Source organism: Ensifer sp. NM-2 (assembly GCF_003024455.1).
Classification (GTDB): domain Bacteria; phylum Pseudomonadota; class Alphaproteobacteria; order Rhizobiales; family Rhizobiaceae; genus Ensifer; species Ensifer canadensis.
In genome coordinates this window covers 34,722-47,970 of sequence record NZ_PVZR01000010.1, presented here as the reverse complement: position 1 = coordinate 47,970, position 13,249 = coordinate 34,722, and the positions used below count along the sequence as shown (strand labels likewise).

Genomic DNA, 13,249 nt, shown 5'->3' with positions numbered 1-13,249 from the left:
CTGGGAGCAACTCGATACTGAAGGTCAACCTGCGACCGGTGTGCCGAGCTATTCGCCGTAGCTGACGATCCATTCCGGCGGCTCTCGTTCCAGGCTGCCGTCAACGCGCACGTTCCTGTCCTTCGCCCAGCGGTAACCCCACATCGGACCGAATTTCGTCGCGTAGGACAGCGGTCGCCGATAGGCGGCGTCGGCCTGCGCCTTTTCGAGCGTTGTGAAACTGTAGCCGCTCTCTTCGAACAGCGACAGGATCCCCTTCATCGCGTCGGCATTCAGCCGGTTGACATGCAAGAGCATGATTGCCGGCGGCTCGTAGCCAAGGACCTGCTCGTTGAGACCGGCGTAATAGGCGATCTGCTGTTGGGTGTGCATCAGATAGGCCGTCCTGATGCGGTGGGCGGCTTCCGTGTCGTTTTCGGCAAGCGCGCGCTCATAGGCGCGGTCGAAGACGTAATCGGAGGTATCGATGGTCGAGGCGGCGATCGTGTAGTCAAGCTTCGCCGCAAGCGCCGCGATCGCCTTCTGCTTTTCCGTTGTGTCGCCGGTGTGATTGTAGGGAAACCGTAGGAAACGCAGCTGCTTGCCCGCCGCCTTTAGCGTTCGCCTCGTCGTCTTCTCGCCATCGACGATCTCGCGCTCGATGCCGGCGATGTCGAGCGTGTTGGTGTCCGCGTGCGAGAAGGTATGGTTGCCGAGCGTCAGCCGCGGGCCGGTCCAATCCTTCAGGATATCTTTCGCAAACGGACCGATCGCGCGAACCTTGCTTTCCACGACAAAGCCGATAGCCGGCGCCTTGTGATCCCTGAGGGCGGCAAGAATGCGGGCATTCGCATCCTGGATGCTTTGAGGCGAAGGTTGATCTGTTCCGTCGGTGCCGGCATTGGCGTGGGGAAGATCATCGAATGTGATGGCGACGGATTTCTCCCGGGCGGTGCCGCTGGTTTCGGCATGGGCGTCGACCAGGAAGAAAACAAGCGCGAGCCAAGGCGTGAAGGCAAGCAGCATGAGGCGCCCGATCGCGCGGGCCCTTCGAACGCCTAGCCCTAACACTGCGTGCCGCAGGCACCATGAAGCCTGGTTTCCATCATCATCGTCCCTCTTCTGCTAATCGAAATGAGATCGACCCTCGTACGCAAGGGTTGCATGAGCATTGCGTGGTCGGGATTTTCGGGCCAAGTGCCTGTGGCTGCTGGCCCCGACTGTCCAGGTTCATCGAAATGCAAATTATTCTAATGGCTGCCGCAAATTATCGTCGTTTGCCGACCGCGCCACGGCTCCTTAGGCAGGACGCGTCCGAGGTTCATGGAAACCAAATTCGAGATGCGGAGGCTTGTATGAGAAAGATGATGCGACGCGCGCTGGCGACGGTGGTCGCCACGGTATGCCTGGCGAGTGCGGCAATGGCTGATAACGCCGAATGGTCGCAGCCGACAAAGCCACTCCGCGTCGTCGGCAACATCTATTACGTCGGGACCAAGGGGCTGGCGGCCTACCTCATCACCTCAGGCAAGCAGGCCATTCTGCTCGACGGCACGTTGAAGAGCACCGCATCCCTTGTCGAGGACAATATCGCAGCACTCGGTTTCAAACGCTCCGACATCAAGATCATCGTCACGAGCCATGCGCATTACGATCATGTCGCTGGCGTTGCACAAATCAAGCGTGACAGCGGCGCCAAGCTCTATGCGATCGCGGCGGATCGCTGGGCACTGGAAAACGGCCTGCATGATGGTGAGACCACCTATAAGCGTGGAACCTTTCCGGCGGTGAAGGTCGATCATGTGCTTGACGACGGCGAAGTCGTGACGCTCGGAGACGTCAGCATGAAGGCGACGCTGACGCCCGGCCACACGCCGGGCTGCACCACCTGGTCAACGTCGGTGAGCGAGGCCGGGCGTGCGCTCAAGGTGGTCTTTCCCTGCAGCGTCACCGTCGCCGGCAACAAGCTCTTCGGCAACAAGCGCTATCCCGGGATCGTTGCCGACTTCGAGACCAGCTTCGACCGGCTGGGAGGCATGACGGCGGATGTGGTCCTGCCCGCTCATCCCGATATCGCCGACATTATCGGCCGCGCCGCGCGGCGGGATGCGGGCGAGGAAGATGCCTTCGTCGATCCGGCCTTGCTGGGCCAAATCGTCGAAAAGTCCCGTGCCGCCTTCAAGAAAGAGCTTGCACGGCAGAAGGCGAAAAAATGAGAGAAGGGCCGCGCTTGGCGTGGCCCTTTTCACATTGCGAACGAATCGGGCTCTTACTCGGCCATGAGACCGTCGAACACTTCGATCATGGCGTCGCTGATGGCCTTACCGAGTGCTGCTGCAGCAGCGGTCAGCGCCGTATCGTCCATGTCGCGTGCCGCCATGGCGAAAGACGCGCCTTCAGTCACGACGATTTCCTGTGCGCGCTGGATTGCCCAGAGGGCAAATTCGCTGCGGTCTGCGATTTCGACGGTGTCCATCGTAAGCTCCTGATCTGTTTGAGTGCAGCCTTATAGCCCTATCGGCCCTGCTGGGGATTGTCCGTGTGATCCTTTGGTGTGGAATCTCGAAAAAATCATGCCACGCCGCAGTCTTTCACCCTCAGATCCGCTTGGTGCTGTTCTCTCCAAAAGCAATCGCCGGGGACTTCCGTTGCGGCTTAAAGATGAGTATTGGAGGAAGGAATAAAGTAGCCAAGACAGACCTTCCCGAAGACGGGCAACGCGATAATGACGTTTCAGCCGCGGATGCAGAACAAGATTGCCGGTTTCAAGATCCAGGGCGAGTTGCATCGCCGGGAATGGAACGGGATCATTGCCGACGTGTGGGATGTGGAATGCGACCCCCATGCCGGCGGCTACTACGTCTCGGATGATCCGCGGATGTTCATCGTTCTCGATGCGCGGGGTGGGAGCAGCTGCAACGTCAAGCTTTCCTCGCAGGCAAACGGCGCCGTCCAGAACTATCGGCAACAGGCGATCTCCTACATCCCCGCCGGCATGGAGATCTGGGCGGATGTGGTTGATGTCAAATACATCCGCCATCTCGATCTGCACTTCAACATCGACATCCTTAGCCGACGGCTGATGGAGGATCTCGACGCCGGCCAATGCGCCGTACCACGGCTGATGTTCCACGACGAGCGGTTTCTCCAACTCGCCCGACTGATCGCTGCCGAATGCCTCAATCCGCAGCCACTACACGATCTCTACGGCGACGGGCTGACGCTGGCGCTGTTCATCGACCTGATGAAGCTCAATCGCAGCAGCGCACGCAAGCGCAGCCAGCTGGCGTCATGGCAGTTGCGTCGGGCGGTGGAATACATCGAGGAAAACAGCCTTCGCAACATCCGGCTCGAGGAACTGGCTGGTCTCGCCGGGCTTTCGCAGTCCCATTTCAGCCACGCCTTCAAGGCATCGACAGGCGTGGCGCCGCACCAGTGGCAGACTAACGCGCGCATCGAGCGGGCCAAGCATCTGCTTTTAAAGAATGAAGCGTCGCTGACCGCGATCGCTGCCGAAACCGGTTTTTCGGATCAGGCACATTTCACCCGCGTCTTCCGCAAGGCAGTCGGAACGACGCCGGCTCTTTGGAAAAGAAGCCGTCTCGCCTGAGCAAATGCCTTCAGCCTTGAACAGTTGCCCGCACACATTTGCCCAAGAGCGTTCAACTTTCAGGGTTCGAAACAAGCCCCGTCCTAATAGTTGAGATAAACGGTCATCTTATCAGCAGTCAGAAAGTCGGGCCGCACGTCGTGGGGATGGCGGGTCCGGCATCAAAGGGCGACGATACGATGCAGCGTGATGGTGAAAGTGTGCGTTTGAGAAAATTCCTTGCGAGTGGCGTTGCCGGTATCGCCTTGCTCGTGTCGACGGCGGCGGTCGCCCAGGACGGTATCACCACGAAACTCGAAAAGATCGAGGTGCAGGCACAGGGCTTACGCGACGAGGCCACCGGCCCAGTTGACGGTTACGTCGCCAAGGCGACGACGACGGGCTCGAAGTCGGCCACGCCGATCAGCGAAATTCCCCAATCCGTCTCCGTCATCGGTCGCGATGAGCTCGACGACCGCGGCGTGGTCAACAAGGTCGATGAGGCCCTGCGCTACACGCCGGGTGTGACGACGGAGCCTTTCGGCACCGATGCGGATACGGATTGGTACTACATCCGCGGTTTCGACGCGACGCAGACCGGCGTGTTCCTCGATGGTCTGACGCTTTTCAGCTTTGGTTTCGGCGGTTTTCAAATCGACCCCTTCATGCTCGAGCGGGTCGAAGTGCTGAAGGGGCCCGCCTCGGCGCTCTACGGCGGCGCCAACGCAGGCGGTATCGTCAGCCTGATCAGCAAGCGGCCATTCGATGAACCGCTCTATTATACCGAGATCGGCATCAACAACTTTGGCAATGCCTTCACCGGCTTCGATGTCAACGACAAGCTGACGGACGATGGCACCATCCGGTATCGCGTCACCGGCAAGATGTCGGGCGGCGATACCTACACCGATTTCTCCAACGATCTGCGCGGCTTCGTCCTGCCGCAGATCACCTACGCGCCTGATGATGCGACAAGCCTGACGGTCTACGGTGTTCTACAGGGCCTCGACCAGGTGCACGTCGGCAACGGCTTCCTGCCTTATGTCGGCACGGTCGTCGATGCACCCTTCGGTAAGATCGACCGCGATGCATTTTATGGTGAGCCGGATCTGGATACGGGCACCTATGTCCAGCAGATGATCGGCTATGAATTCACGCACGAGTTTGAAGGCGGTTGGCAGTTTAGCCAGAACCTGCGGTACGGCCATCTCTACAAGCATGAGAACGGCCCATATACCTTCGGTTACTACGATCCGAGCCTGCCCTTCCCGTCGTCGACAGTGCCGGCCACCCCCGACAATCTCCTTTATCGTCTGGGGTTTGAGGCGACATCGAAGGTCGATACCTTCGCCGTCGACAACCGTGTCGAAGGAGAATTCGAAACCGGGGCACTGGATCATACGCTGCTCGTTGGCCTGGACTACAAGTACTACCGGCTGGACCATGTGCAGGCTTCGTCGGCCGCTACACCCATCAGCGCAACGGATCCGATCTATGGTGCGCCGCAGCCCGCAAACGCCACCTATATCAATCAGGTGGTTACGCAGCAGCAGCTGGGCGTTTATGCGCAGGATCAGATCAGGTTCGGTCAGGGCTGGCTCGTCACGCTCAATGGTCGCTACGATTACGTGGACACCAACACCAAAAACGGCCCGACCTTCTGGGCTCCGACGCAAAATAACGCCTTCAGCTACAACGAAGGCGCTTTCAGCGGCCGCGCTGGCCTTGCCTATGAGTTCGACAATGGCCTGACCCCATATGTCAGCGTCGCGACCTTCTTCAACCCGATCGTCGCGGTGACAGCAACAGGCAATACCAAGCCGCAGGAAGGTGAACAGTTCGAAGTCGGGGTCAAATACGAGCCGACGTTATTCGACGGCGTGTTGACGGCATCACTCTATCAGTTGACCAAGCGCAATGCTCTCGTGACCGACCCGTTGACGAGCATTTCCACCCAGACGGGTGAGGTGCGTTCCCGCGGCATCGAGTTTGAGGGCAAGGCCAATATCAACGAAGATTGGAAGCTGATCGCCGGTCTTGATTTCATGGATCTCGAGGTGACCGAAGACGCGAACACGGCGTTGGTGGGAAAGACGCCGTACCTTGTTCCCAACGCTCAGGCGTCGCTGTGGCTCGACTATACCGTGCCTTCAGGAGCGCTCGAGGGGGTCAGCCTTGGCGCCGGCGTCAGATACCAGGGGGAATCCTGGGCGGATGCGGAGAACACGCGCAAAGTGCCCTCGGCCGCATTGGTCGATGCGGCAATTCGCTACGAGAAGGACGATTGGGCGGCATCGCTCAACGTCTCCAATCTCTTCGACAAGGAATATGTGAAGGGGTGCCAGGGGCTTTCGGTGTGCGGCTACGGCGAAAGCCGCACGCTGACCCTGAAGCTCAGCAAGAAATGGTAACGACGGCATCACCGCTTTAGTTTGTATGTAAACGACGTCGGGACCGGCGGCAGCCGGTCCCGACGTCGTTTACATTCTGGCAAATGCGTCGCTCGCTGCGCTTTCCAATGTCGGCTATTCCGTCGCCATCGGCTATAGATCATCCCATGAGAATCAATGCGATTACAAACTGGGCCTACGGGGTCACGGTCCTTTTGACCGGACTTTCCGGTGTAGCGTTCATCCTGTCGACGAACAGCGCGATCGAGGAGCGGCAGGCGGCCGAGCAGCATCTTGTGCTCGACACGCTTGGCGAAGATCTTGCGCTCGGCGCTGAGGAACGGAGCGATGCTGCCCGTCTGTACGTGATGCGCGGCGACCTGCGCCATCTCGAACGCTTCCATGGCAGGGAAGAGGAAGAGCGCGCTCACGAGGCGGCGATCAAGAACGTGCGGGAGGTTGGGGCGTCACCGGCCGAGTTGGCGGCACTTCAGGAGGTCGAGCGCGAGGTAGAGGCCCTCGACAAGATCGAGGTTTCGGCGATCGCCGCCTACCAGGAGGGCGACCAGGCAAAAGCGCAACAAATGCTCTTCGGTCCGGAGCACGACCGTCTGCAGACGGCGTTGCTTGAAACGGTGGTCCGCTTCCGCGAACTGACCAAGGCCAGAACCGGCGCGGCACTGGAGCAGGCAAAGGAGCGAAGCGACTGGTTCGCCATCGCCGCCAAGACGATGCTCGCCATGACTGCGGCGCTCTTCCTCGGTGTCCTTTATTTCGTGCTCAAGCGGCGCGTGGCCATGCCGCTGGTGCGCATGACGGGCATCGTGACGCGGCTTGCCAAGCAGGATTACGACGTGGAAGTTCCGCTCGACCGCCGCCGCGACGAGATCGGCGAGATGAACGAGGCGATCCATATCTTTCGCACCAACGGGCTGGAGCGGGACCGGCTCGATGCAGAGCGCCGACTGGATCAGCAGACCAAGGACCTCATCCTGCAAATGATGCATCGGCTGCAGGCGTGCCAGATCCAGGAAGAACTGGCCGAGGTCGTAGCCCGGTTCGCACCGCAGATCTTCCCCAACCTTGCCGGTCATCTCTATGTGCTGAACGATAACCGCACGTCGCTGACGCGTGTCGGCACCTGGCTCGACCCGCAACATTCGGCCGATACTTTCCCTTCCAGTGCCTGCTGGGGGCTTCGCCGCGGCCGGCCGCATGTCAGCAATGGCGGGCAGGGCGATATTGCCTGCCAGCATCTGGACGAGAGCGATGTCGCTGGACTGTGCGTGCCGCTGACCGCTCAGGGCGATACGATCGGTCTGCTCTATTTCGAGGAACGCTCGCCCGAGCAGCCGGCCGTCGAGACGTCGCGGCTTTATCTCGAGCTGATCGCGGAAAATATCGGCCTGGCTGTGGCCAACCTACAGCTGCGCGAAAAACTGACCAACCTGGCGGTCCGCGACGCATTGACGGGGCTGCTCAACCGGCGCTGCCTCGACGAAGCCCTGAACAAGCAATTGCGGGAGCGGGCCGGACGGCCGCTCGTTTGCCTCATGATCGACATTGATCACTTCAAACGCTTCAACGACGAGTTCGGCCACGACGCCGGCGATGTGGTGATGCAGTATGTTGCGCAGATCATGCTCGACGCGGCCGGCGAGCTGGGCGCGACCTATCGTTTCGGTGGCGAGGAGTTCACGATGCTGCTGCCCGAAATGAGCGAGGCGGCGGGCTTTGAATTCGCCGAGCGCCTGCGCGACAAGATCGGCACGACGCCGCTTTCTCACCGCGGACGCATCCTCGGCTCCGTGTCCGTGTCGATCGGTATTGCCTCGTCGCCACGCGAAGGCACGGTCGCGACGCTTCTGACGCGGGCCGATGCCGCCTTGCTCGACGCCAAGGCGCGGGGGCGGAACATGACGGTTTGCTCGTCAGGGCTGGTCGTCATCTAGCACGCTTCTGGAATAGCGCGTTTCCGGTTTGGACGGCTGCGGCATGATAGCGCGCGCAGCCGGGCGCGCTCGAGCCAACGTCGGACCGTCGCCGTTCAGATCCAGACGGTTCGGCCCACGCCTTCGCAGCCGAGTGCGCGCAGAATGCTGAGCGGAATGCCGATCATGGTTTCATGGCCGGTCGAAAGCAGGAACGAGGCCGTTTGCGGTTCGCGGTAGGCGAGGATCTCTTCGCGGGACGCCTTGGTATAGATGCCGCGCAGGGCGCGCACGCAGCCGCTATGGGTCACCACCACGTGTGTATTCTCGTGGTCGAGGGTGGCGAGCCAGGCGAGCAGGCGGCCGTCGAGCGTGGTGCGGCTTTCGCCGCCGGGCATGGCGTAATCCCACGGTTCGGCGCTATGCGCCTCATATTCGTGCGCGAGATCCCTCTCGATCTCATCGTGCGCGCGCCCTTCCCAGGAGCCGTAGGCCCTTTCCACCAGTGCCTCGTCATGGGTGAATTGCTCGAAGGGAACAGACCATGTGTCGGCAAGGATCGACGCCGTCTGGCGCGCGCGCCCAAGCGGGCTAACCCAGAATTTGAGTTTCGTCTCGCCGGCAATTCTTTCCGCCAGCCGCAGCCCGACGGCGAGCGCCTGCCGGACACCGTTTGCCGTCAACGGCGTGTCCTTTCGGCCTTGCAGCCGACCGGCGACATTCCATTGGGTTTCGCCGTGGCGGATGAGGATGATGTTTGGCAAATGGGAGGTCATGACATGCTCGAAGTTCGACGGCGCGGCGCACCGACATGAAAAAAAGAAAGAAGGACACCCGCCGACCGACGGCCGGCGGGTGCCTGGTTGCTTACTCGGCAAGCCAAAGCGCCGAGGACGGCTTGAGGCCGAGTGTCGTCGTGGCTCCGGTCTCTAGCAGAGAGCCGCCGGAATGGAACGGTGCGTCGATCAGCACCGTGGCCGTTCCGACCTGCACGCCGTAGCGGACGGTGGCGCCCAGGAATTCGCGATGCGCGATCGTGCCGGTCAAGGCGACGGCACCCGGCTCCAGCGTGGCGAGCGTCGCATATTGCGGCCGGAAGACGAGCTTGGCGCCCGCCGGTACCGACGCCCCTGCCGGGATCGGGATCGAGCCGGCGCCTGCAACCTCGAACGTGCGCTGCGTGCCGGAACCCGAGACGGTGCCGTCAAGGATGTTGGCGGTGCCGAGGAAGTTGGCGACGAACAGGTTGGCGGGCTTCTCATAGAGGCCCATCGGCGTTCCCACCTGCTGGATGCGCCCTTCATTGAAGACGGCGATACGGTCGCAGACGGTGTTGGCCTCCTCCTGATCGTGGGTGACGAAGATCGTCGTCAACTTCAGCCGCTGCTGCAGGTCGCGCAGCTCCCGCCGGACTTCGACGCGCATCTTGGCGTCGAGGTTGGAGAGCGGCTCGTCGAGCAGAAGCACCTTCGGTTCGATTGCGATGGTGCGGGCAAGTGCGACGCGCTGCTGCTGTCCGCCGGAGAGCTGCGACGGGCGGCGATCGGCGAGATGTTTCAGCCCGACGAGTTCGAGTGCCGCCTGGACCCGGCGTTCGACCTCCGCGCGCGGCAGGCGACGCTCTTCCAGGCCGAAGGCAACATTGGCGGCCACCGTCATATGCGGCCAGAGCGCGTAGGACTGGAAGACCATGCCGATGTCCCGCTTCCACGGCGGCATGTCGAGCACGTCCTGGCCGCCGATGACGACCTTGCCCTGCCGGGCATTGTTGAAGCCGGCGATCAGCCTGAGAAGCGTGGTCTTGCCGCAGCCGGACGGGCCGAGAAAGGCGAAGAACTCGCCCGGTTGGATCTCCAGGTTGATATCCTTCAGCACGTGGAGCGCGCCGTAGTAGAGATTGACGTCGCTGATGCTGATCGCCTTGGCGGGGCTAACCGCGAGCGCTGCGCTGTTGATGTTGACAGTCATAGTGTTCCTCCCGAGTTTCTATTTCGTCATGCCGAGCGCCTTCTGGCGCCGCTCGATGACGTAGTGCGAGAGCAGGGTGCAGAGTGCGACCATGATGACGGCGATGACGCCGAGGGCTGCACCCGGGCCACGACCCGCCGGCGATTGCATGAAGACGTAGAGCCCGTAGGCGATCGGTGCGTCCGAGTTGCTCTGGATCAGCATCAGGGTTGCCGACAGTTCGACGGCGGCTGTCGAAAAGCTGGTGACGAAGCCGGCGAGCAGACCACCCGTCATCAAAGGCAGGACAATGCGCCGGATCGTTCGCTGCTTGGTGGCGCCGAGGTTTTCGGCGGCCTCCTCCAGCGATTCCGACACCTGCTGCAATGCGGCGTAGCAGGCTCTGAGCGCGTAGGGCAGACGACGGATGGCGAGTGCCAGCACCACCATGACCCAGAGCGTCGCAAGCGGCGTACCATCCGGCAGCGTGATGCCGTAGAAGGTGCGGAGGTAGCCGATGCCGAGCACGACGCCGGGGATGGCGAGTGCGGCGGTTGCCGCCCAGTCGAGCCAGCGACGGCCGACGACCTTGGTTCGCAGCACGAGATAGGCGATGGCGCCACCGATGACCACGTCGATCAGGCCGGCGAGGCTGGCGTAGATCAGCGTGTTCTTGATGTAGAGCGAGCTTTCGCCGAAGACGCGGCCGTAGTGCGCGACCGTATAGGCGTCCGGCAACGGGCTGAACGACCACACGGTTGCAAGCGACAGCAGAAGCAAGCCGATATGCGGCGACAGCACGAGCAGCAGGATCAGGCCGACGACGCCATAGGCTATGACGCTCTCACCGCGGCTCAGCTTGCGACGGGAAAGACCACCGCCGCCGCGCTGCGTCGTCGAATAGTCCTTGCCGCGCATAGCGATCGCTGACAGCCACATGGCGAAGATCGAGACGGTGATGAGGATGACCGAGATGACATAGCCCATCGGATCGGTGAGGCCGACCGAAGTGACGCGGAGGTAAGCCTGGGGCGCCAGCATGTCCTTGACGTTGAGAAGCAGCGGCGTTGCCAGGTCGTCGAAGACCTTGACGAAGACCAGCGAAGCGCCGGCGAGATAGCCGGGCATTGCCAGCGGGAAGACGACGCGGCGGAACAGCCGGAAGCCGGACGAGCCGAGGTTCTGGGCTGCTTCTTCCATCGAGCGGTCGATGTTGCGCAGGCTGGTCGACAGATTGATGAGGATGAAGGGGAAATAGTGCAGCGACTGCACGAAGATGACGCCGTTCAGGCCTTCCATGAAGGGAATGCGGATGCCGAACCAGTCATTCAGGATGAGGTTGACGGTGCCGTTGCGGCCGAACAGCAGCTGCATGGCGACCGCACCGACGAATGGCGGCATGATCAGCGGCACGAAGCCGAGCGTCTGGATGATCAGCGAGCCGCGGAAGTCGAAGCGCGTGGTCAAAACCGCGAGCGGCAGCGCGATGGCGCTTGCCCAGACCACCGACATGCCGGAGACGTAGACGGAGTTGAAGAACGACCGCCGGAACAGATCGGTGTTGAAGAAGTCGACAAAGTTGACGATCGTCAACGCGCCGGTGCCCTTTTCGGTGAAGGCGGTATAGATCACCGTACCGGCCGGGATGACCAGGAAGATGGCGAGGAAAAGCGCGATCAGCGAGATCGCAAAGATCTGTCCGGGCTTGGCCGAAACGCGTCTTATGGGAATGGATTGAACGAGCGCCATGGGGCAGACTCCGGATTTTGGTCGACAAGCCTGACGCGCTTGCGGCGCCCCTGCGCCTCTGGATCGCTGGGGTCGCAGCAACGCTGTCGGCTGCTGCGCGGTTGCTTCATGATCGGTTCGGATCACTGAGAGCCGACCGGCAGGCGCGTCAGGCTTGGCGAAGGCATGGTTTTCGGGGATGGCCGCCCGCCGGGGCAGGCGGCTTTTTAAGCCGGCGTCAGTCGACGAGAGCCAGCGCTTCCTCGGCCTTGGCCTTGGCGGCGGCGTACTTCTCGGTCGCAAAGGCGGCCCATTTCTGCTCGAGTTCCGCCTGGCGGGCGGTCTTTTCCTCGCCGCCGGTGAAGGCGTCGCGGATCTGCTGGCTGGCAGCTTCGTCGGCAGTGATCGGCATGGCCGCGATCAGCGCGTGGGCTTCCGTCAGCAAAGCGCGTGCGGGAGCCTGTTCGTTGGCGGCAACTGCCTTTTCGGCTTCGTGGATCGCCTTGGTGGCGCCCTTGATGTTGTCGAGCTGGAACGAGATCAGCTGATCGTAGAGCGTGTCGACGACGTCGGTGCGCTTCTTCGAAACGTCGGAATCGAACGTGATCATCGACTGGAAGCGCGGATCCTTGTAGGGATTCGGGAAGCCTTCCGGTGCCTTTTCGTAGAGGGCCGGGTTGATTGGCAGACGACGGATCGCCGGTTCGAGCAGAACGGCCTGGCCCTTTTCCGAAAGCAGGTAGTTGACGAAGGCTTCAGCACCGGCCTGGTTCGGCGCATTGGCAACGATGCCGATATTGGCCGGAACGACCGTCGTGACCGACGGGTAGGCGAAGCTGACAGGGAAGCCGCTTGCCTGTGCCGAGAAGGCGAAGAAGTCGATGACGATGCCGATGCCGGTCTGGCCGGAGTTGACCGCGTCAGGAACGCCGAACGAACGCTCGGTGACCTGCTGCAGGTTGCCGCCGATACCCTTCAGCGTCGCCCAGCCCTTGTCCCAGCCTTCGCCCTGCAGGATCGTCTCGATCGTCAGGTGGGTCGTGCCCGAACGCGAGGGCGCAGCAATCGCGATGTGATCGTGGTATTCGGGCTTGGTCAGGTCGCTCCACTCGACCGGCTTCGGCAGATCGTTGGCTTCGAGATAGCGATCGTTCGACATAATGCCGTAACCGGAGGCGGCAAAGCCGAAGTAATAGCCGTCCTTGTCGTTGACGGGGTAGGAGCCGACCTTTTCAGGAAGGCCGGTGACCGAAGGCGTGAACTTGGCGAGCAGCTCGCGGCTCTTGAGGCTGTCGAATGCGTCCGGGGCCGATGCCCAGAACAGGTCGACCTGGTTGTTCACCTTGGTTTCATCGATGTATTTGACGCCCGAGCTCGTGCTCTTGTTCTGGACGTCGAGGGTGAAGCCGGGGTTGGCCGCTTCGAAGCCCGCCTTGAACGGATCGGTCACATCCTTGGAAAACGACGTGACGATCGTGACTTTCCCGCCGTCCTGGGCGTAAACCGTCACGACGAAGGCAGCCGACATCAGCATCGCCGCAGCAATGGTCTTCAACATATAGGTATCTCCTCCCAATAGGGACACCGCTTGTTTGGTGTCCGATCTATTGAGAGCAAGCACCGTGCCAGATTGAAAACCGCCGGAAATCAGCAGTTCTTTGTCGGCTGATGGGTAAAAAAGGTAA

Annotated in this window: 10 protein-coding genes; 4 read left to right on the top strand and 6 right to left on the bottom strand. The window is 61.5% G+C overall.

Features of this window, described 5'->3' with window-relative positions:
• Positions 1–48: 48 nt before the first annotated feature.
• Positions 49–1,005: a polysaccharide deacetylase family protein gene (locus tag C6558_RS20100; RefSeq protein WP_057213053.1), complete on the bottom strand. Its 957-nt coding sequence runs from the start codon at positions 1,003–1,005 to the stop codon at positions 49–51.
• 329 nt (positions 1,006–1,334) lie between these two features.
• On the opposite strand from C6558_RS20100, the gene bla reads away from it, so the two are divergent.
• Positions 1,335–2,195: a subclass B3 metallo-beta-lactamase gene (gene bla / locus C6558_RS20095; protein WP_107027632.1), complete on the top strand. Its 861-nt coding sequence runs from the start codon at positions 1,335–1,337 to the stop codon at positions 2,193–2,195.
• A gap of 53 nt (positions 2,196–2,248) precedes the next feature.
• On the opposite strand, the gene C6558_RS20090 is transcribed toward bla, so the two are convergent.
• Positions 2,249–2,455, bottom strand: a complete 207-nt coding sequence (locus tag C6558_RS20090) for a hypothetical protein (RefSeq protein WP_057207551.1) — start codon at positions 2,453–2,455, stop codon at positions 2,249–2,251.
• 249 nt (positions 2,456–2,704) lie between these two features.
• Here C6558_RS20090 and C6558_RS20085 point away from each other — a divergent pair, with 249 nt between their 5' ends.
• From C6558_RS20085 to C6558_RS20075, 3 genes are all read left to right on the top strand, one after another.
• The gene (locus tag C6558_RS20085; RefSeq protein WP_057224044.1) at positions 2,705–3,589 is read left to right on the top strand and encodes an AraC family transcriptional regulator; all 885 of its coding nucleotides are present in this window, start codon (positions 2,705–2,707) and stop codon (positions 3,587–3,589) included.
• Positions 3,590–3,768: 179 nt separating this feature from the next.
• A complete protein-coding gene (locus C6558_RS20080) occupies positions 3,769–5,979 on the top strand; it encodes a TonB-dependent siderophore receptor (RefSeq protein WP_107027653.1) in 2,211 nt (736 codons plus the stop codon).
• A 146-nt stretch (positions 5,980–6,125) separates the two neighbouring features.
• Entirely contained in the window at positions 6,126–7,910 is a 1,785-nt protein-coding gene (locus C6558_RS20075; RefSeq protein WP_025428378.1) for a diguanylate cyclase, read from the top strand.
• 95 nt (positions 7,911–8,005) lie between these two features.
• On the opposite strand, the gene C6558_RS20070 is transcribed toward C6558_RS20075, so the two are convergent.
• The 4 genes from C6558_RS20070 to C6558_RS20055 form a co-directional block, all read right to left on the bottom strand.
• Entirely contained in the window at positions 8,006–8,665 is a 660-nt protein-coding gene (locus tag C6558_RS20070; protein ID WP_107027631.1) for a histidine phosphatase family protein, read from the bottom strand.
• A gap of 91 nt (positions 8,666–8,756) precedes the next feature.
• Positions 8,757–9,857 carry an ABC transporter ATP-binding protein gene (locus C6558_RS20065; protein ID WP_057224048.1) on the bottom strand — a complete coding sequence of 367 codons (1,101 nt, stop codon included), beginning with the start codon at positions 9,855–9,857 and terminating at the stop codon, positions 8,757–8,759.
• Positions 9,858–9,875: 18 nt separating this feature from the next.
• Positions 9,876–11,585 (bottom strand): iron ABC transporter permease, encoded by a 1,710-nt coding sequence (locus C6558_RS20060; protein WP_107027630.1) that lies wholly within the window; start codon positions 11,583–11,585, stop codon positions 9,876–9,878.
• Between the two features lie 217 nt (positions 11,586–11,802).
• Entirely contained in the window at positions 11,803–13,122 is a 1,320-nt protein-coding gene (locus C6558_RS20055; RefSeq protein ID WP_057224052.1) for an ABC transporter substrate-binding protein, read from the bottom strand.
• Positions 13,123–13,249: the final 127 nt, after the last annotated feature.

Bases quoted from the DNA above. Each gene is read 5' to 3' on its own strand.
- bla (WP_107027632.1), top strand. From the start codon at position 1,335: ATGAGAAAGATGATGCGACGCGCGCTGGCGACGGTGGTCGCCACGGTA.
- C6558_RS20075 (WP_025428378.1), top strand. From the start codon at position 6,126: ATGAGAATCAATGCGATTACAAACTGGGCCTACGGGGTCACGGTCCTT.
- C6558_RS20065 (WP_057224048.1), bottom strand. From the start codon at position 9,857: ATGACTGTCAACATCAACAGCGCAGCGCTCGCGGTTAGCCCCGCCAAG.
- C6558_RS20090 (WP_057207551.1), bottom strand. From the start codon at position 2,455: ATGGACACCGTCGAAATCGCAGACCGCAGCGAATTTGCCCTCTGGGCA.
- C6558_RS20070 (WP_107027631.1), bottom strand. From the start codon at position 8,665: ATGACCTCCCATTTGCCAAACATCATCCTCATCCGCCACGGCGAAACC.
- C6558_RS20060 (WP_107027630.1), bottom strand. From the start codon at position 11,585: ATGGCGCTCGTTCAATCCATTCCCATAAGACGCGTTTCGGCCAAGCCC.
- C6558_RS20055 (WP_057224052.1), bottom strand. From the start codon at position 13,122: ATGTTGAAGACCATTGCTGCGGCGATGCTGATGTCGGCTGCCTTCGTC.
- C6558_RS20100 (WP_057213053.1), bottom strand. From the start codon at position 1,005: ATGCTGCTTGCCTTCACGCCTTGGCTCGCGCTTGTTTTCTTCCTGGTC.
- C6558_RS20085 (WP_057224044.1), top strand. From the start codon at position 2,705: ATGACGTTTCAGCCGCGGATGCAGAACAAGATTGCCGGTTTCAAGATC.
- C6558_RS20080 (WP_107027653.1), top strand. From the start codon at position 3,769: ATGCAGCGTGATGGTGAAAGTGTGCGTTTGAGAAAATTCCTTGCGAGT.